We start from the raw sequence: 17,761 nt of genomic DNA on the forward strand, positions 1-17,761 counted from the left end.
GTCATCCCCTCAGCTGATTGCCCTTGAGGGCGATGGCCTTGTTGATGCGGTTGAACACCGCGGCGAGGCTGAGATTGATGGCGAGGAAGCCGGCCATCAGGATGCCGATCACCTCGAGCGTCTGGCCCGAGTGGTTGATCGTCAGCGCCACGATCATGAAGAAATCGGTGAAGCCCACCGCGATGCCCATGGTCGTCGCCTTCATCAGCCAGACATACTGGTTGGCGAGGATCGGCAGCATGGCGCGCAGCGCCAGCGGCAGCCTGACCAGCGTGAAGACGCGCCAGGGGCTCAAGCCCAACGAAAGGGCAGCTTCCATCTGACCCTTGCCGACCGCCTTGAAGCCGCCGCGTACAATCTCGGCGATGTAAGAGCCGCCATAGATGGCAATGGCGACGGCCAAAGCGGAAAATTCAGGCGGGATGCGCAATCCACCTTTCAGGTTGAGGCCTTGCAGGGCAGGAAAGTCGAGGAACGGTGCATCCGGCAGGCGACCGATCATCAGGATGACAACCGCGCAGGCGAGTGCCACTGCCGCGCCGGCGAGCTGGATGGCCGAACGTTCGCCGACCGGTTGGCTGATATGCGATGTGCGGCCGAGCCAGACCGGCAGCGCGATCGCAGCGATCACGGCCAAAACGGCCAGCGCCATCGCCATCCCGCCGACATTGGGCACCGGCACGTAGAGACCACGGCTGGTCAGCAGCATACCGAAAGCCTCATGCGCGGCGCGCGGCGTCGGCAGGTGCGTGATCAAAGCGTACCAGAAGAAGACCTGCAGGATCAGTGGGATGTTGCGGAAGATGTCGACATAGGTGCGGCCGAGCAGCCGTGCCAGCTCGTTCGAGGACGTGCGCGCCAGGCCAACGATCGTGCCGACGATGGTCGCCAGGATCAGACCGGTGGTTCCGAGGAACAAGGTGTTGATGATGCCGATCAGGAAGAACCACCAATACGGATCGTTGGCGGTGGCCGGCAGCAGCGAGAAGTTCACGTCCCACCCCGTCGACTTGTAGAGGAAGTCGAAGCCGGAGGTGATCCCCTGCTCGGCGAGGTTGCGCCTAGCGATCATCACGCAGGCAAGAACCACCGCGGCAAGTGAGCCGACGTAAAGGACCTGCAACAGCGCGTTGCGGACCTTCTGATTTCTCAGCAGGCTGACCATCACGATCTTTCCCGAATTGTGCCGGCCCCGGCTGGCAACGCCAGTCGGGGCTCAAGGCGAGGCGTTAAGAACGGATCGGTCGATCACCAAGGGATCAATCGATCACCAGGGGGATCAGTCGATCACCAGCGGGAACAGGACGCCGCCATTGTTCCACAGATTGGTCAGCTCGCGATCCATCTTGTAGGGCGAGTCCTTGCCGAGATCGCGCTCGAAGATCTCACTGTAATTGCCGACCTTCTTGATGACGTTGTAGGCCCAGTCGTCGGAAAGGCCGAGGCCCTTGCCCATGCCCGGCGTGACGCCGAGGAATTTCGCCACTTGCGGCGAAGTCGGCTTGGCCTTGATCTCGTCGACATTCTTGGAGGTGATGCCTTCCTGCTCGGCGAAGATCAGGGTGCTCAGCGTCCAGTTGGCGATGTCGACCCAATTGTCGTCGCCCTGGCGCATGATCATGACTTCAGGCTCGACGGCGAGCACGTCGGGCAGGATCACATGGTCCTCGACCTTGCTCTTGGCGATGCGGGCGATGGCCAGCGTCGGACCCCACTGCGCATAGAGATCGCAGCGGCCGGAAAAGTATGCCTGTTCGAGTTCTTCAGTCTTTTCGATGAGCACCGGCTCGAGCTTGATGCCGAGCTTCTGGGCGTAGGCTGCGACCTGCTGCTCCTGCGAGGTGCCCGCAGGGATGCAGATCGTGCCGCCATTGGCGTCCTTGAGCGACTTCAGGTTAAGCTCCTTGTGCGCCATCACCTTGGTGGTTCCGAGGTAATAGGACATGGAGAACTGCAGTCCGAGCTCGGTGTCGCGGCTGAGCGTGCCGCCCGAGGCCTTGATGATGATGTCGACGTCGCCCGACTGGAGCGACGGCCAACGCTGCGCCCAGCTGATCGGCACGATCTTCAGCTTCGCCGGATCGCCGAACACGGCGGTCGCCACCGCCTTGCAAAGGTCGATATCCATGCCTTTCCAGTTGCCCTTGTCGTCCACCTCGGCAAAGCCGAGATAGGAGCCGTCATGGCCGGTGCAGTTGAGCACGCCGCGCCCCTTCACGGCCTCCAGCGTCTTGCCGCCGGCGGCCTCTGCGGGTGCAGCCAGATGCACGAGGCCCAGGGCCATGGCAGCGGCCCCCCATTTGATCATTTTCATGGTTGTTGTCTCCACTGTTGAGGTTCATTTGTTCTTGTTGTTGGAGGTCCGAAGCAGGTTCGGACCTCGGTTGCGAAACCGCTCCTAGTCGGTGAGCGGGATCGGTTTCGGCAAAAGCTTGAGGTCGCTTCCCCAGTCCTGCTGGACGAGCCATCGATGCAACGCGGCCACGGCCTTCACGCGCAGGTGCCCGCGCGGCACCACGAGGAAAAACCCGGGAACTTCCTCCGGCTTCATATCCGAGAGGGCATCGCGGCCGATCGGCGCGACCAGCGCACCGGAGCGGAAATCCTCCTCGGCATCGATGATCGAGACCAGGCCGATGCCGATGCCTTGCAGGGTCGCGCGGCGCATGGTTGCCGCGTCGTCGAAGCCGATGCTGTGATCGCCTTCCGCCTGTTCCACGGCGAGGTGGCGCAATATGTCCGGCCACAGGCGCTTCGACTTGACGGTATCGAGCAGCGTGAAGCGCGTCAGGTCCTGCGCCGACTTGATCTTTTCGCCGATCGCCGGCGTGCAGCAGATGATCTTGGGATCCGGCACAAGCAGCGTGGTCTCGTAGTCGGGCCAGTTGCCATAGCCCCACTGCACAGTCATATCGATGTCGTCACGCCCGAAGTCGGGCAGGTCGACCATCGTGGTCAGGCGCAGGTCCGCGCCGGGCAGGATCTCGCGGAAGAGCGACAGCCGCGGCAGCAGATAGTGCGTGGCGAAGTATGGGCTCGCATTGAGGTTGATGCGATCGCGGTAGTTCGACTTGGTGACGCGGCGCACGCCTTCGGAGAATTCGTCGAAGCCCGCCTTGACGTAGTGCGAGAGCAGGATCGCCGATTCCGTCAATTCGATCGAACGACCCTTGCGCTCGAACAAGGTGACCTGCAGCGTGTCTTCCAGGAGCTTGATCTGCTGCCCGACCGCTTGCGGCGTCACCAGAAGCTCGTCCGCGGCCTGCCGAAAGCTCTTGTGCTGCACCACGGCATGGAAGACGCGCAGCGCGTTGAGCGAGGGAAGGCGAAGCTTGCCGGTCATGGTGAATTCCGCCTCCTTTCGTTCGAGACTCCGTCGGTCATGCACTGCTGGGTATTGGCCGCCCGGCTGGCGACGTTGGTCAGGCGTAGATGTAACCGCCTGAAACGATGACATTTTCGCCGGTCATGTAGGTGTTCTTGGGTCCACCGGTCATGAGCACCCATTCGGCGATTTCCGTCGGCTCGGCGCCGCGGCCGAGCGGGCTTGCCTTGGCCAGTTCCTCGAGGAAGCCGAGCGCCTTGGCCTTCTCGGTGGCCATGCCGGCCGGCGCGACGGAATTCACCAGGATCCCGTCCTTGGCGACGTAATGCGCAAAGGAACGGGTCAGGCTGACGACCGCAGCCTTGGTGGCCGCGTAATGCGCGTTCTGCGGATGCGCCTTGAAGGCGTCGACGGATGTCAGGTTGACGATGCGGCCGCGCACCTGGGCTTTCGGTTCCTGCGCCTGCATGTGGCGGACCGCCGCCACCATCATATGGTAGGTGCCCTTGATGTTGATGCCGTTGGAGGCATCCCAGTCGGCATCGGTGATCTCGAGCAGCGGCCGGCGCGGATAGATGGCGGCGCAGTTGATCAGTGTGTCGACCCGCCCGAGCTTCGCCACGATTGCGTCGAAGGCGGCGTGGCATTGCGGGCCGACCTGGATGTCGCAGGCCGCGGCTGCGGTCGGCAGGCCCTTTGCCTTTGCCGGTTCGAGCGCGCTCTCGGCGGCTTCCTTGTTGATGTCGATGATGCCGATCTTTGCCGCCCCGGCCTCGACGGCCATGCGGGCGAGAAGGGCGCCGAGACCGGCGCCGCCGCCAACGATCAGAACGGAAAGATCCTTCATTCCACTATTCCTTACTTGGTGCCGCTTGGCGAGGTCGGCCAGGTCGGCATGATGTCGAAACGGGTGACGTCGGCCCATGCCGGCAGCGCGAGCACGCCGACGACCATCCGGGCCACGTCATCCGGCTGCACCACTTTGCTGGCGTACATGGCTTCGCGCGCCTTGGTGTCGAGGATGTCGTCGTAGAGCTGCGTCTCGACACGTCCGGCGACGATCTCGGTGACGCGGATACCGGATGGGGAGAGGTCGGCGCGCAGCGCTGCGGCAAAGCCGGAGATCGCCGCCTTGGTGGCCGAATATACGGCGATGTTGGAGAATGCGGCGTGGCCCGCGACGGAGCCGGTGAACAATATGTGGCCCGACTGCCGCTCGCGCATCTGCGGCACGACGAGCCGGGTAAGCAGGATCACCGCGCTGAGGTTCACCTCCAGCGTGGTGTCGATGTCGGCGATCTTCATGTCGGCGAAATTGCCGAGCGGCGGCATTATGCCGGCATTGTTGATCAAGACGTCGATGGTGAGGCCCGCCAACACCGATTCCAGCGCTTCGCGATCGGTGACATCGACGGCGATCGGCACGATGCCTGGACGTTCGGCCTGCAGTTCCTTGAGCGCCGCCTTGCTGCGCCCGACCGCATAGACCTCGTAGCCGGCATCGCTCAAGGCGATCGCCATGGCGCGCCCTATACCGCTCGTCGCACCTGTGATGAAGGCTGTCGTCACGTGGGCTTCCCCAATTGCCTGGGCGTCAGTGTGCGGCCTTGGCCGATGTCGCGAAACCAAGAAAACCAGCAAAAAGGAAAGATAAACTTTCGAACGCGCTTCCGGCGCCTGAAAACGTTCCACCCCGCTTGCGCGGCGCCAAACGCTGCAAAGCCAAGGAAAGCAATGCTTTCCGCGCATGTGGAGCGCGTTCGTCCAGCCGATTTGAGCCAAAACATGGCTTTCGCAATTGCTTGGCGCGTGCCCCGGAGCAGATGCTTCAAATCGCCCGTTGCCGCGGCCTAACCGCCTGTCGGTACCGGCCGTTTCATCTTGGTGAAGAGCGAGGCCGCGGCGGCCTTTTGTTCCGCGTCCGTCGCTTCTATTCCCGAAGCTCGAGCCAAGGCGCGCACGCGTCCGAGGCTGTTGTGCAGATGCTTGCGCATGGCCTGGCGGGCCTTGCCGCCATCCTGTCTTTCGATGGCATCGACGATCGCTTTGTGCTCGCTGTGGATGCGCGCGTAATAGCTGTCCTTGAGCCCCGGCTCGACCACATAGCCGAGTTGGAAACGCGGCACGATCATCGGCCGCAGATAGGCGAGGAAGCCGTGGATGAATTCATTGCGTGCCGCCTTGGCGATCGCGAGGTGGAAATCATAGTCGTAGTGAATCTGGACGGCGGCGGGGTCGGCATGCCGGGCATCGATCTCGTCCATCATTGCGCGGATATCGCGCGCCTCCTTGTCGGTGCGGCGTTCCGCGCAGAGCCCCGCGGACTCCACTTCGACGCTCAACCTCAATTCGAGCAGAGCGATGGTCTCCGGCAACGTCCGCAGCGCCTCGTCGGGTATCGAGAAATTGCGCGGGGTCGGCGTTTCGCTGACGAACATGCCGCGTCCCTGCTGCGGCACCACCATGCCTTCCGAACGCAGCCGCGCCACCGCCTCGCGCACGACAGTGCGGCTGACGTCATATTCAGCGCAAAGCTCCGCCTCGGTCGGCAGTTGCGCGCCGGGCTGCAGCTGACCGGAGCGGATCTTTTCGGCCAGGCTCTCCGCCACCACGGTGGAAAGCGGCTTGCGCTTCGTCATTGAGGTCTTCCGTTCAAGTTCAGATTCGCGATGATGCCCGAACCGGCAAGACCATTCAAACCGCCGCGGTAACGATCAATTCGACAAGCATGCCGGGCTTGGCCATCCGGCCTTCGCCCGAGGAGCGCGCCGGCGCATGCTCTTTCGGCATCCAGGCGTCCCAGACCGTGTTGACCTCGTCGAAATCCCTGATGTCGTCCAACCACATCTGGACGTGGAGGATGCGGGTCTTGTCGGTGCCCGCCTTGGCGAGCAGCGCGTCGATCTTGCCGAGTACTTCACGCATCTGGTCGGCCGCGGACTGGCCCGGCCTCGCCACCTGGCCGGTGAGGTAGAGCGTGCCGTTGTGGATGACGCCGTGATGGATGCGCGTGTCGAAGTCGAAGCGTTGGATATCGCTCAATGGATTTTCCTCGTCAGATCGCCGGCGTCTGCCGGATGGGGTTGCCCTGCAGATATTGCGCGTAAGGCGCCTGGACGAGCCAGCCGGCATCGACCGGAAGCGTGACGCCGGTGATCGATGCGGCACGGCCGGAGCAGAGGAACAAGGCCGCCTCGGCGACATCGCGCGGCTCGACGAAGCGGCGCAGCGCGGTCGTGGCCTGGATGGCTTGCGGGTTGCGCTCGCCCTTGGCGATTTTGGCCTTAAGCCCGTCGGAGAGCGTGTAGCCCGGCGCCACCGCGTTGACCCGAATGCCGTGCGGGCCGAGCTCGGCGGCCAGCATTTGGGTGAGTGCCAGAACAGCATGCTTTCCCGGCGTGTAGGCCGGCAGCGACAGCGGCGCGAAGGAGGCAAGCGAGCCGACATTCAAGATCGCGCCGCGGCCGGCGGCCGACATCAGACGGCCGAACACCTGGCAGCCAAGCAGCGTGCCGCGATAGTTGATGCGCCACATCTTCTCGTCTTCGTCGAGATCCTGGTCGAGCACATGCTTGCCGCTTTGCAGGATGCCGGCGCAGTTGACGACGACATGCGGCGTGCCGAACGTGTTCACGACGCCCGCCGCCAGCGCCCCGACAGAGGCGGGATCGGCGACGTCGGTCTGGACGAAGAGGGCGCGGGGCGCGCCGCCGCTCTCGCAGGCATCGGCGGCTTCCTTGCCCCGAACGGCGTCGCGGCCGGCCACGACAAGCTGATAGCCGTCTTCCGCGAAGCGCTCGGCGATCGCGCGGCCGATGCCGGACGTGCCGCCGATCACGACGGCGGTCGGTGCGTCAGCCATGGCGGCGATCCTTCCGCTCGATGTCGAAGAACTCGGCCATGGCCTCGACCTGGAAATCCATCATCGGCCGTCCAGGCTGGATGCGGCAGCCGATTGCCTTCGCCGCCTTGAGCAGCGGCGTCTCGGCCGGCTCCATGATGATATCGACCACCGTCATTGCCGGCGTCAGCTTGCTGACATCCATCGGCAGTGGATCGCCGGCCTTCAAGCCGGACGGCGTGGCGTTGATCGCCATGTCCATGCCGGACGGATCGGGCTCTCCGACCTCGATGCGGCAGTTGGGAAAAGTCTTGTTGACCAGCGAAGCGAGTTTTTGCGCACGCTCCCGATCGATATCGGCCAGACGGATTTCCGACGCGCCTTCCTCGGCAAGACAATAGGTCAGCGAGGCGCCCGCGCCGCCGGCGCCGACCTGGAGGATGCGCTTGCCGGCGATCCGGTGTCCGCCCGCCTTCAGTCCCTCGATGAAGCCGACGCCGTCGAAATTGTCGGCATACCAGCTGCCGTCCGCCTGCCGGCGCACGGAATTCGCGCTCTGCACGCGCGCGGCGCGGTCGTGGGCCGCCGCGCATTTGTGGTAGACCGGAACCTTGTACGGCACCGAGATGATCACGCCCTTGATGTTCTCGGCCGCGGTGATGCCCGCCCAGAACGTGTCGAAGTCCTCCGGGCGGCAGCTCAGCGGCACCATCAGGCTGTCGAGCCCTTTCTGCTCGAAGATCTCGTTGAAGATACCGGGGCTCTTCGCATGACCCACGGGATGGGCCAGCATGACGAAGACATCGGCCTTGCCGGTTCCGCGCATCGGTTCAGTTCCTTTCCGTTGACAGTTCATGGTTGCTCAAGATCTCGAGGGCCCGCACGAGCGACGAATGATCGGCCTCCGCGCCGTCCGCCCTGGCCGAACAGGCATTCATCAGCTGCTGCGCCGCCGCCGTGCCCGGCAGGGCGACGCCGAGCGCGCGGGCGCTTTCGAGCGCGAGATTGAGATCCTTCTGGTGCAGCCGGATGCGAAAGCCCGGCGCGAAGCTGCGGGAAATCATGCGCTCGCCATGCACTTCGAGCACGCGTGAAGAGGCAAAGCCGCCCATCAGCGCGGCGCGCACCTTGGCCGCGTCGCAGCCCGCCTTGCCGGCAAAGACCAGCGCCTCGGCGACGGCCTCGATGTTGAGCGCGACGATGATCTGGTTGGCGATCTTGCAGGTCTGGCCGGCGCCGTTGTTTTCCCCGATCAGCGTGATGTTCTTGCCGAGCTTCTCGAAGATCGGCCGCGCGCGCTCGAACTCGGCGGCCGGCCCGCCCACCATGATGGTGAGGCTCGCAGCCTTGGCGCCGACCTCGCCACCGGAGACCGGCGCGTCGAGATAGCCGGCGCCTGCTTCCCTGATCTTTGCGGCGAATTCAGCGGTGGCGATCGGGCTGATCGAGCTCATGTCGATGACCAGCTTGCCGGCCGAAATCCCTTCCAGCACGCTGTTCCGCCCGAGCAGGACGCGCTCCACGTCGGGCGTGTCGGGCAGCATGGTGATGACGATCTCGGATATCCGCGCCACCTCGGTGGGCGAGGCGACGACCGATGCCTTCAGATCCGCAGGCAGAGGCGAGCGGTTCAGGACGGTGACGATCTCGTGCCCCGCATCGGCGAGATGCCGCGCCATCGGCGCACCCATCACACCAAGTCCGATGAAGCCGATTTTCATTAAGCAACTCCCGTTCGGCGTCAGGGCGCCTTGCAGCTCAAGTTCGACGTATGATATAGGACATCATACAAATTTCAATGTACCTTCTTTCAGGCTGGAGACCGATCGCAAAATGCAGGAGAGCGTCAATTCGCTGAAGGCGGCCGTTCAGGCCGGCCGGGCTCATATCGGCATCTGGTGCTCGCTGGCTTCGGCGCTCACCACCGAGGTGGTGGCGGGCTCTGGAGCGGGCTGGCTGCTGATCGACGGCGAGCACAGCCCGAACGATCTGCGCAGCATCATGGCGCAGCTGCAGGTCGCGGCCGCGTTTACCTGCGAGGCGGTGGTGCGCCTGCCTTCGGACGATGCCAATCTTATCAAGCAGGCGCTGGATGTCGGCGCCCGCAGCCTGATGATCCCGAATGTGCGCACGGCGGAGCAGGCGCGTACAATCGTCGCCGCGATGACCTACGCGCCTGGCGGGTTCCGCGGCTTCTCGGTCGGCCACCGCGCCAACGCATTCGGCCGCATCGCCGGCTATCACGCCAAGGCGCGCGAGCAGCAGCTTCTGGCCGTGCAGATCGAGGATGGGACCGGCGTCGCCAATGCCGCCGAGATCGCGGCGGTCGAGGGCGTCGATGTTCTCTTCGTCGGGCCAGGCGACCTCTCCACCAACATGGGTGCGATGGGCAATCCGGGTGCTGCGCATGTGCAGGAGGCGATTTCATCCGTGCGCAAGGCCGCGGCCTCGGCCGGCAAGGCGAGTGGAATTCTGGCGCCGGTCAAAGCTGACGCGGACCGCTATCTCGCCGACGGCTTCACCATGGTTGCCGTCGGTTCGGACCTCGGCTTGCTGGCGCGGGGCTCGGATGCCCTGGTCGCCTCGTTCAACCAGTAAGCCGGAGAAAGACCGTGGCGATCCCTCCTTACAAGGCACCTTCGCGCAGCGCCTATGACATCATCATCGTCGGCGGCGCGGTCGTCGGCTCGTCGACTGCTTACTGGCTGAGCCAGGCGCTGGGCAACCGCGTCTCGATCCTCGTGGTCGAGCGCGACTCGAGCTACGAATTCTCCTCGACCGCGCTGTCCACCAGCGCCATCCGCCAGCAATATTCCAATCCGATCAATGTGAAGATCAGCCAGTTCGGCATCGAGATCATCCGCGGCTTCCAGGAGCGGATGGCGCCGTTCTACACGGACGAGCCGGCGCCCGATCTTGGCTTCAAGGAACACGGCTATCTCTATTGCTGCTCGCCCGAGGGCGTGGAAGCGGCCAGGGAACGGGTCGAGCTGCAGCGCAGCCTTGGCGCCCACACGGTCTTCCTCGAACCGGGCGCTTTGAAGGAGCGGTTTCCGTGGCTGAATGTCGACGATCTCGGCGGCGGCTCCTGGGGTTCGCGCGAAGAGGGCTGGTTCGATTCCATGGGCCTGCTCAACGGCTTCCGCCGTGCAGCGCGCGGCAGCGGCGTCGAATATATCGACAATGCCGTGACCGCGCTGGACGTCGTCGATGGGCGGGTCGCCTCGGTGCGGCTCGCGACCGGCGAGACTGTCGCTTGCGGCACGCTGGTCAACGCCGCCGGTCCGCGCGCGCAGCAGGTCGCCGCCATGGCAGGGCTGTCCATTCCGGTCGCGCCCTACAAGCGCTACAGCTTCGTCTTCGCCAGCGCCAATCCGATCCCCGGGCGGATGCCCAATGTCATCGATCTTTCCGGCACTTTCGTGCGTCCTGAGGGCGAGCTTTTCCTCACCGGCAACACGCCGCAGGGCGATGGGCCGGCCGACTACGACGACTTCGAAATGCATTTCGAGGAGTTCGACGATTACATCTGGCCGGCGCTGTGGCATCGCATCCCGGCCTTCGATGCGCTGAAGGTCCAGACAAGCTGGACCGGCCATTACGAATACAACATGCTCGACCACAACGGCATCGTCGGCTTCCACCCTGAGGTGAGGAACTTCATGTTCGCCAACGGTTTCTCAGGCCACGGCCTGCAGCAATCGCCAGCGGTCGGCCGGGCGGTATCGGAGCTGATCGTCCACGGCGCCTTCCAGACGCTCGACCTGTCGCCGTTCTGCTATGAAAGGATCCCGCGCAACGAGCCCTTCCTGGAGGAAGCGGTGATCTAGAGGGCTTGATTGTTGGCGAAGCGTACACGCTTCGGCGAAAGCGAATGCGGGGAGCATGAGGGATGGTGCCCAGAGGCGGAATCCAAGTAAAGAAAATCCTATTTTGCTTTCAGATGCTTAGGGGAAGCTCAATCGCAGCTACTTCCAACAAAAATACCAACAAAATATTTCTGTGGATAGGTTCGGTTCCCGAATAGGACCTGTCAGTCCCTTGCCACTGTCTCTTAGATGGCGCGCGTGATCGAGCCAGAGGGTTCGCTACCCCCGATCCCTCAAGGCAGCGTATCCGAGACTGTCAAGAGTCGCTCAGCTAAACCATGAATGGCTGCTTCGCGCCTCATTCCGGCCGTTCACTTGGACGCAGGCATCCTGTGAGTGACCGACCAGCTTCGCTGGGCTCGCGGCTCGCGCCGCACCGGGCGCTGGTGCGCGGCATAGGCGGCCGCCTATGCCTTCGGCATGATCTTCCCACCGCGGCCCGTTCCCATGAAACCGACGCTGTGGGCAATCATCCCTATTTGGCCGCCATTAGGGAGGCCCAAGAGTGACATCGGTCGTATAGTTCTCGAGCATGAAGTTGATGAAGTTGGCCTGGAACTGGCGCGTGTGGGCGTGCGCCAAAATGTCTGCCTGTTCCACGTCCTTCGCTTTGATCGCGGTGAACATGAGATGGTGCTCATCGGTAAGCAGATATCCATCGTGGGTTCGCTCCAGGAACTCAAAATGCAAATGGAGCATACGCCTACCTTGATCGAGCAATCGTTCGTAGAACGAGGCTAAGTAGGGGTTCCGGCCGGCATGCGCGATAGCCATGTGAAACTGTTTGTTGGTTTCGGACATGGCCAGATGATTGCCGGATTTGACTGCTGCCTCGAACTCGCGCTCGCGGCGAGCGATGTTCTTGAGGTCACCTTCAGTGCGAAGCTCAGCGGCGAGACGAGTGTTCATCCGCTGCGCGACGTCGAGCGCCTCAACGTATTTCGGGAAGCTTGCGATCTCGATAGGGGCGACAATGGTGCTTCTGTTTGGCAGCGTCACGACAAGCTCTTCGCCCGCGAGCCGGATGAGCGCTTCGCGCACGGGTGAGCGGGACATGTCGAACCGCTCCGACAGCGTCGTCTCGTCCAGCAGCGTACCCGGTTGAAGCTCCAGCGATAGGATTTCCCCGCGAAGCGTGTCGTAGACGCTCTTCCAACCCGTCCCCTTAGTCCGTTTTGGCTCCGTTCCCGCGTCCATCTCGCCCTCCTTATGCATTAGAGCACGCGCCTTGTGCGCCGGCTCGGACATGCGCCGCGATTCATATTGCCCCAAATCTGGGGTCATGTCGACACGTTGTACTTTTCCGTTGACATGTCGGCAGCGTGCCGACAATATAAATCTTGTCGGCACCATGCCGACATAAAAATGATCGGCCGAAGCCGACTTGCGCGGAGAACGCGCCTGAGGGCGCTCGAAGAGAGGAGAATTCAATGCTGCCTAGATTTCTTGCCGCCAGCCTGAAGGTGCTGTCGGCGGTTGCGATCGCCGTGACGATCTCGACCACGGTCCGTGCTCAATCAGCCGAGGGATATTGGGAGGGCGTTCAAAAGGCGGGCGTGCTGCGATGCGGAGCTGCCGTGGCGCCTCCTTACGTCATGCGCGATCCGGCAACTGGCGAGTATTCGGGGTTCTTTGCCGAACTCTGCCGCGAATTCGCCGACGTCCTTAAGGTCAAGCCCCAGTTCGTCGACACAACCTGGGACAACATCGTCGCCGGACTTCAGGCGGGGAAGTGGGACCTCTCGTTGGCGCTCAATCGCACGCCGCCGCGTGCCATGGCCGTGAACTTCTCCATTCCCGCGATGGAGTACCAGATCTCGTTGGTCTACAATAAGAGCAACTCCAAGATCGCTGCGGACGCCAAGTCGGTCGCCGATATAGACAAGCCCGGCATCACGCTGGCAGTCATGTCCGGTACTGCGCAGGACAAGGCTATCTCTGCGGCGATCAAGCAGGCTCAAGTGCTACGGCTTCCAGGAAACGATGAGACCCGCCTGGCGTTGAAATCGCACCGTGCGGACATCCTCGTGGACGCTTCAGATACGAACGCGCTGTTCACGCAGGCCAATCCGGATTGGGCTGTCGCACTGAATCCGACGCCGGCGCTGGCGAAGCAAGGCGTTGCCTTCGGCCTCCCGCACAGCCTGTCGTTCTCCGATGTGGACGTTGTCAACATCTTCCTCGAAGAGAGGGTCGCGACGGGCCAGGTGGACGAACTGATCAAGAAAGCAAACGACGAAGTGCTCAGGGGCGCGAAATAGGCTTCGCGAAGAGGGCTGCGACGGATTGTCCGGCCCTCATTGCTATTCACGAAACTCGAAACGAATGAGGGTGTCCGCCATGCGCGATCAGCCGGCAGCTCCACTTGTCAGCGCGAGCGGGCTCCAAAAGAGCTATGGAGCCCTCAAAGTTCTCAAGGGCATCGATCTAACCATGAAACCGGGCGAGAGGCTGGTCGTGATCGGTCCCAGCGGCGGCGGCAAAAGCACGCTGCTCAGGGTCATGATGGGCTTGGAAACCATCAACGGCGGATCGGTCACTCTAGCCGGCAAGCCATACATTCGGGCGGGTGCGACCCCGGCGCGCACCGTTATCGATATCGCGGTGCGACGCTCGATCGGAATGGTCTTCCAGCACTACACGCTGTTCCCTCATCTGAACGTGATGCAGAACCTGATCCTTGCCCCGTGCAAGGTCCGCGGCGAGAAGAAGGCCAAGGCATCCGAAAGAGCGGCCGCTCTGCTTTCCCGGTTCGGTCTTGGCGAAAAACTGGCCGCCTATCCCTCCCAGCTGTCGGGGGGCCAGAAGCAGCGTGTCGCCATTGCTCGCGCGCTCATGCTTGATCCCAAGCTGATGCTTTTCGACGAGGTGACTTCGGCCCTTGATCCGGAACTCGTCGGCGAGGTCGAGCAGGTCATTCTTCAGCTCGCCAAGCAAGACATGCCGATGATGATTGTCACGCACGACATGTGGTTTGCCAAAAACATCGCCTCGCGGGTGTTGTTCTGTGCGGGTGGCGTAATCGTCGAGGACGGTCCGCCCGAGCAGGTGCTCGGCTCGCCCAAAGAGGAGAGAACCCGGGACTTCATCGACCGCGTCTTCCACATTCGGCAGTGAGGCAGCGCGATGAATTACAGTTTCGATTTCCAGTCCGTCACGCGCAATCTTGGTCCACTTTTCGACGGTCTCGCGGTGACTCTCCAGCTTACGGTAGCCGCGAATGCGATCGGCCTCACCCTAGGCTTTGTGCTCGCGTTGCTCTTGATGAGCCCCTGGCGTTTGATGCGGCTGCCCGTGACCCTTTTCGTGGAGTTTTTCCGCTGCACGCCTGCGCTCGTCCAGATCATCTGGTTCTTTTACTGCGTGCCAATGCTGTTCAACGTGTTTCTGGGCTCCATCACCATGGGCATATTGGCTTTGGGGTTCAACCTCGCCGCGTTCAACGCGGAAGCCTACCGTGCTTCCATCCAGGCCGTTCCGCGCGAGCAGCTCGACGCTGGCATCGCGCTTGGGCTGAACCCTGTTCAGCGCATCCTCTACATCGTCCTGCCGACTGCCTTTCGGGCCTCGATCCCCGTTTTGCTGACCAACGGCATAGTGATCTTCCAGCAGAGCGCGCTAGTGGCGATCGTGGCCGTCCAGGACCTGATGTATCAGGCAAAATCTCTCGCGACCCAAACATATCGTCCAATCGAGACCTTCTCAGTGGCGGCGCTGATTTATTTCGCCGTCTCGTTCCCGGTGACCCAGCTCGTCGACTATCTCGAGCGTCGCCGCTTGGCGGTTGCCGGATAGGAGATGGCCATGGACTCTCTCGATTTCACTGTCGTCCTTCGGTTCCGCGATGCCCTCCTGCAAGGCCTCTCCACCACGCTGGAACTCACTTTGATCTGCGTCGTCCTGGGCTGCTCAATCGGATTTGCGGTCGGGCTGGCGAGGACATCCACAAATCTTGTGCTTCGCAATTTGTCGAGTGTCTATGTCGAGTTCTTCCGAGGCACTCCGGTCCTGATTCAGCTTTTCTGGATTTTCTTCTGCCTGCCGTTGCTGCTCGGCATCGAACTCTCGAATTTCGCGTCCGGGGTCATCGCTCTCACGCTCTATATGGGGGCAATCACCAGCGAGACATTCCGGGCGTCCCTTAAATCGATCGGACGGGAGCAGTACGATGCTTGCGTGGCACTCGGCTTGCCACGGTGGACGCAGATCACGAGTGTCGTGCTTCCCCAGGCCTTGCTGCGCGCCATCCCCACCTTGCTGTCGAATTGCGTGAGCCTCTTCAAGGAAAGCGCACTCGTGTCGGCGGTTGGCATGGCCGACCTGATGTTCATCGGCTCGAACATTTCCAACAACACGGCGCGTCCGGTCGAGGTCCTGACGGTCGTCGCTCTGATCTACTTCGTCATCGCGTTCCCACTGACCAGGGCGGTGACTGTGATCGAGAGGCGCATCCTCCAGAAACTAGCGGTCTGAACCGCGCGATCCACAAAGACAAAGGAGAAGATTATGAAGCTAAAAGGTGTGATGCCGGCCCTGGTGACGCCATTTGATGCCGCAGGAAAGATCGATTTCAAGGCGTTCGAGAAGCTTCTGACCAAGCTGCGCGCCGACGGAGTATCGGGTTGGGTGCCCTGTGGATCGACAGGCGAATACAACGCAATGACGGCGGACGAGCGTGCTTCAGTCCTGAAGTTCGTGGCCGAGTTCGCCAACAAGGACGAACTTCTGATTGCCGGAACGAATGCTGGGTCAACCTGGGAAGTAATCGAGCACACCATACGTGCGCGCGCGCTTGGCTACGGCACCGTGCTGCTTTCGGCGCCATACTATGCAACGCCGGCGCCGAACGAGCTCATCTCGCACTATCGCGCGGTGCTGGATGCCGTAGACGTTGAAATCGTAGTCTACAATTATCCGCCCAAGGTGGGCGTCGAAGTAGGGCTTGAGGTGCTGGACGCATTCGTCGACGAGCCGCGCATCATCGGCATCAAGGAGTCCAGCGGCAACTTGCTGCGCGCCATCGACATCCGCTCGCGCTTTGGCGACCGCTACCAGGTCACCAACGGTTCGGACGACCAGACGCTGGACTTCTATCTCTGGGGCGCAACTTCCTGGATTTGCGGCCCCGCGAATTGCATGGCCAAGGCCTGTGTGGACCTCGTGAAGACGATCGAGTCCGGTGACTGGATCGGTGCTCGCGACAAGATGCAGGTGATCTACGGAGCCATGTCGAGCCTGGAGAGCGGCAAGTTCGTGCAAAAGGTGAAGTATGGTTGTGAGTTGGCCGGAACCCCGGTCGGTAATGGTCGCGGACCGCTGCTGCCATTGAACGAGGAAGAAAAGGTGGCCTTCGCGAAGGCCATGGCTCCCGTCCTGGGTTGATCTAGCATGGCTCGATCGCAACAACCGAACTCAAAGACCGTGGTCGTTGGCGCCGGCATAATCGGCACCACGATAGCCTACACGTTGCAGCGACGCGGCGAGACCGTCGTTCTGATTGATCGAAATCAGCCGGGCAGGGGTGCATCCTTCGGCAACATGGCGAGCATCGCGGTGACCGAGTTCATGCCGGCATCGCGACCCAGCGTCTGGGCGCAAATGCCGAAATGGCTGCTCGATCGGGAAGGCCCGATGCGAATCCGCCCCGCCTACATGCCGAGGCTGGTACCGTGGTTCCTGCGCTTTCTCGCAGCCAGCTGGCCGTCGAAGCTGCGCGAACTGGAAGCCGCCGGTGCCGCGCTCTGCGGGCGCGTACACGAAGACCTGGCAGCGCTTCTGAGCGAGACCGGGCTGCAGCACATGCTGAGTGCCGAGGGTTGCCTTAGCCTTTATGCCGACGAGGCGGAATTTCGCGCCGACCGCGAGCATATTAAGATCCTCGAGCGCTTCGGTTTGCGCCACCAGGTGCTCCATGGCTATGCAATCCGCGAACTGGAACCGGCACTTGCGAGCAAGATCGGCAAGGCAGTCCTTTTCCCCGACAACCGTTCGATATCGGATCCGTACAAGCTCGTCGTAGCGCTGCTCGAGGCGTTCCAGGCGCTCGGCGGCACGATCGTGCGAGGCGATGTGGTGGCCTTCGAGCAAAGTGAGACAGGGATTTCCGCGCTGCGGCTCAAGGACGGACGACGCCTCGAGGCCGATCGCGTCGTGCTTGCCGCCGGGGCCTATACTGCCGGCTTCTCCACCAAGCTGGGCGAACCGATTCCCCTCGAGACCGAGCGCGGCTATTCCACGCAGATCATGGCCCCTGGCATTTCGATGCGCCACTCGATCATCTGGCCAGCCCGAGCCTTCATGGTGACGCCTACGGCCGGTGGCATACGCGTCGGCGGCACGGTGGAAATGGCGGGCCTCGAAGCTCCGCCAGACTATCGCCGTGCCAAGGTGCTGGTGAAGCGGGCGAAGGAAGCCTTGCCGGACCTGACGGTCGACGAGGCCAGCGAATGGATGGGGCACCGCCCTGCTTTGCCCGACACGGTACCAGTCATGGGACCTTCCGCGAAGCATCACAATGTTTTCTATGCAACCGGGCACGGGCATTTGGGACTGACGTATGCGGCGACCACCGGCCGGCTGATGGCCGATCTCGTGACAGGCGCCAAGCCGCCCATCGATATGAATCCCTATCGCGTCGACCGCTTCTAGAAAGCGCCGCGATGCTCGACAGGAAGGGACGGACCATGCGAAGCCAACTCTATATCGATGCAAATGGGTTCAGCCCGT

General features: G+C 62.5%; 19 protein-coding genes. 8 read left to right on the forward strand and 11 right to left on the reverse strand.

Annotated features, from left to right (window positions below):
- Position 1: 1 nt before the first annotated feature.
- The 10 genes from RFM41_RS22965 to RFM41_RS23010 form a co-directional block, all read right to left on the reverse strand.
- On the reverse strand, positions 2 to 1,165 hold the full coding sequence (locus RFM41_RS22965; RefSeq protein WP_320251377.1) for an ABC transporter permease subunit: 1,164 nt from the start codon (positions 1,163 to 1,165) through the stop codon (positions 2 to 4).
- Between the two features lie 114 nt (positions 1,166 to 1,279).
- On the reverse strand, positions 1,280 to 2,314 hold the full coding sequence (locus tag RFM41_RS22970; protein WP_320251088.1) for an amino acid ABC transporter substrate-binding protein: 1,035 nt from the start codon (positions 2,312 to 2,314) through the stop codon (positions 1,280 to 1,282).
- A gap of 84 nt (positions 2,315 to 2,398) precedes the next feature.
- Entirely contained in the window at positions 2,399 to 3,343 is a 945-nt protein-coding gene (locus RFM41_RS22975) for a LysR substrate-binding domain-containing protein (protein ID WP_320251087.1), read from the reverse strand.
- A gap of 79 nt (positions 3,344 to 3,422) precedes the next feature.
- Positions 3,423 to 4,172 (reverse strand): SDR family NAD(P)-dependent oxidoreductase, encoded by a 750-nt coding sequence (locus RFM41_RS22980; protein WP_320251085.1) that lies wholly within the window; start codon positions 4,170 to 4,172, stop codon positions 3,423 to 3,425.
- 11 nt (positions 4,173 to 4,183) lie between these two features.
- Positions 4,184 to 4,894: an SDR family oxidoreductase gene (locus RFM41_RS22985; protein WP_320251083.1), complete on the reverse strand. Its 711-nt coding sequence runs from the start codon at positions 4,892 to 4,894 to the stop codon at positions 4,184 to 4,186.
- A 281-nt stretch (positions 4,895 to 5,175) separates the two neighbouring features.
- Positions 5,176 to 5,964 carry a FadR/GntR family transcriptional regulator gene (locus tag RFM41_RS22990; protein ID WP_320251081.1) on the reverse strand — a complete coding sequence of 263 codons (789 nt, stop codon included), beginning with the start codon at positions 5,962 to 5,964 and terminating at the stop codon, positions 5,176 to 5,178.
- A 55-nt stretch (positions 5,965 to 6,019) separates the two neighbouring features.
- Positions 6,020 to 6,367, reverse strand: coding sequence for a RidA family protein (locus RFM41_RS22995; RefSeq protein ID WP_320251079.1), 348 nt, complete (start codon positions 6,365 to 6,367; stop codon positions 6,020 to 6,022).
- A 13-nt stretch (positions 6,368 to 6,380) separates the two neighbouring features.
- Positions 6,381 to 7,187, reverse strand: a complete 807-nt coding sequence (locus RFM41_RS23000; RefSeq protein WP_320251078.1) for an SDR family NAD(P)-dependent oxidoreductase — start codon at positions 7,185 to 7,187, stop codon at positions 6,381 to 6,383.
- Entirely contained in the window at positions 7,180 to 7,992 is an 813-nt protein-coding gene (locus RFM41_RS23005) for a shikimate dehydrogenase family protein (RefSeq protein ID WP_320251076.1), read from the reverse strand. Before RFM41_RS23005 ends, RFM41_RS23000 begins: the two co-directional genes overlap by 8 nt.
- Before the next feature lie 4 nt (positions 7,993 to 7,996).
- A complete protein-coding gene (locus RFM41_RS23010; protein WP_320251075.1) occupies positions 7,997 to 8,887 on the reverse strand; it encodes a 2-hydroxy-3-oxopropionate reductase in 891 nt (296 codons plus the stop codon).
- 112 nt (positions 8,888 to 8,999) lie between these two features.
- Between RFM41_RS23010 and RFM41_RS23015 the strand changes: the two genes are divergently transcribed.
- Positions 9,000 to 9,764: an HpcH/HpaI aldolase family protein gene (locus RFM41_RS23015; RefSeq protein WP_320251073.1), complete on the forward strand. Its 765-nt coding sequence runs from the start codon at positions 9,000 to 9,002 to the stop codon at positions 9,762 to 9,764.
- A 14-nt stretch (positions 9,765 to 9,778) separates the two neighbouring features.
- Positions 9,779 to 10,996, forward strand: a complete 1,218-nt coding sequence (locus RFM41_RS23020; RefSeq protein WP_320251071.1) for an NAD(P)/FAD-dependent oxidoreductase — start codon at positions 9,779 to 9,781, stop codon at positions 10,994 to 10,996.
- 528 nt (positions 10,997 to 11,524) lie between these two features.
- Here RFM41_RS23020 and RFM41_RS23025 read toward each other — a convergent pair.
- The gene (locus tag RFM41_RS23025; protein WP_320216894.1) at positions 11,525 to 12,232 is read right to left on the reverse strand and encodes a GntR family transcriptional regulator; all 708 of its coding nucleotides are present in this window, start codon (positions 12,230 to 12,232) and stop codon (positions 11,525 to 11,527) included.
- Positions 12,233 to 12,465: 233 nt separating this feature from the next.
- On the opposite strand from RFM41_RS23025, the gene RFM41_RS23030 reads away from it, so the two are divergent.
- The 6 genes from RFM41_RS23030 to RFM41_RS23055 all read left to right on the forward strand — a co-directional run bounded on the left by RFM41_RS23030 (position 12,466) and on the right by RFM41_RS23055 (position 17,683).
- A complete protein-coding gene (locus RFM41_RS23030; RefSeq protein ID WP_320216893.1) occupies positions 12,466 to 13,296 on the forward strand; it encodes a substrate-binding periplasmic protein in 831 nt (276 codons plus the stop codon).
- 79 nt (positions 13,297 to 13,375) lie between these two features.
- On the forward strand, positions 13,376 to 14,152 hold the full coding sequence (locus tag RFM41_RS23035) for an amino acid ABC transporter ATP-binding protein (RefSeq protein ID WP_320216892.1): 777 nt from the start codon (positions 13,376 to 13,378) through the stop codon (positions 14,150 to 14,152).
- 9 nt (positions 14,153 to 14,161) lie between these two features.
- Complete coding sequence (locus RFM41_RS23040) at positions 14,162 to 14,830, forward strand: amino acid ABC transporter permease (protein ID WP_320236361.1); 669 nt, start codon at positions 14,162 to 14,164, stop codon at positions 14,828 to 14,830.
- A gap of 9 nt (positions 14,831 to 14,839) precedes the next feature.
- Positions 14,840 to 15,508, forward strand: coding sequence for an amino acid ABC transporter permease (locus RFM41_RS23045; protein ID WP_320236362.1), 669 nt, complete (start codon positions 14,840 to 14,842; stop codon positions 15,506 to 15,508).
- Between the two features lie 33 nt (positions 15,509 to 15,541).
- Entirely contained in the window at positions 15,542 to 16,417 is an 876-nt protein-coding gene (locus tag RFM41_RS23050) for a dihydrodipicolinate synthase family protein (RefSeq protein WP_320216889.1), read from the forward strand.
- 6 nt (positions 16,418 to 16,423) lie between these two features.
- Entirely contained in the window at positions 16,424 to 17,683 is a 1,260-nt protein-coding gene (locus RFM41_RS23055; protein WP_320236363.1) for an NAD(P)/FAD-dependent oxidoreductase, read from the forward strand.
- The last annotated feature ends 78 nt before the right edge of the window (positions 17,684 to 17,761 follow it).

Origin of the sequence: Mesorhizobium vachelliae, assembly GCF_033977325.1 — a bacterium.
In the GTDB taxonomy this organism is placed as follows: domain Bacteria; phylum Pseudomonadota; class Alphaproteobacteria; order Rhizobiales; family Rhizobiaceae; genus Mesorhizobium; species Mesorhizobium vachelliae.

Bases quoted from the DNA above. Each gene is read 5' to 3' on its own strand.
- RFM41_RS23030 (WP_320216893.1), top strand. From the start codon at position 12,466: ATGCTGCCTAGATTTCTTGCCGCCAGCCTGAAGGTGCTGTCGGCGGTT.
- RFM41_RS22970 (WP_320251088.1), bottom strand. From the start codon at position 2,314: ATGAAAATGATCAAATGGGGGGCCGCTGCCATGGCCCTGGGCCTCGTG.
- RFM41_RS23055 (WP_320236363.1), top strand. From the start codon at position 16,424: ATGGCTCGATCGCAACAACCGAACTCAAAGACCGTGGTCGTTGGCGCC.
- RFM41_RS22990 (WP_320251081.1), bottom strand. From the start codon at position 5,964: ATGACGAAGCGCAAGCCGCTTTCCACCGTGGTGGCGGAGAGCCTGGCC.
- RFM41_RS23025 (WP_320216894.1), bottom strand. From the start codon at position 12,232: ATGGACGCGGGAACGGAGCCAAAACGGACTAAGGGGACGGGTTGGAAG.
- RFM41_RS22965 (WP_320251377.1), bottom strand. From the start codon at position 1,165: ATGGTCAGCCTGCTGAGAAATCAGAAGGTCCGCAACGCGCTGTTGCAG.
- RFM41_RS23010 (WP_320251075.1), bottom strand. From the start codon at position 8,887: ATGAAAATCGGCTTCATCGGACTTGGTGTGATGGGTGCGCCGATGGCG.
- RFM41_RS22980 (WP_320251085.1), bottom strand. From the start codon at position 4,172: ATGAAGGATCTTTCCGTTCTGATCGTTGGCGGCGGCGCCGGTCTCGGC.
- RFM41_RS23035 (WP_320216892.1), top strand. From the start codon at position 13,376: ATGCGCGATCAGCCGGCAGCTCCACTTGTCAGCGCGAGCGGGCTCCAA.
- RFM41_RS23000 (WP_320251078.1), bottom strand. From the start codon at position 7,187: ATGGCTGACGCACCGACCGCCGTCGTGATCGGCGGCACGTCCGGCATC.
- RFM41_RS23040 (WP_320236361.1), top strand. From the start codon at position 14,162: ATGAATTACAGTTTCGATTTCCAGTCCGTCACGCGCAATCTTGGTCCA.
- RFM41_RS23050 (WP_320216889.1), top strand. From the start codon at position 15,542: ATGAAGCTAAAAGGTGTGATGCCGGCCCTGGTGACGCCATTTGATGCC.
- RFM41_RS22975 (WP_320251087.1), bottom strand. From the start codon at position 3,343: ATGACCGGCAAGCTTCGCCTTCCCTCGCTCAACGCGCTGCGCGTCTTC.
- RFM41_RS23005 (WP_320251076.1), bottom strand. From the start codon at position 7,992: ATGCGCGGAACCGGCAAGGCCGATGTCTTCGTCATGCTGGCCCATCCC.
- RFM41_RS23015 (WP_320251073.1), top strand. From the start codon at position 9,000: ATGCAGGAGAGCGTCAATTCGCTGAAGGCGGCCGTTCAGGCCGGCCGG.
- RFM41_RS23045 (WP_320236362.1), top strand. From the start codon at position 14,840: ATGGACTCTCTCGATTTCACTGTCGTCCTTCGGTTCCGCGATGCCCTC.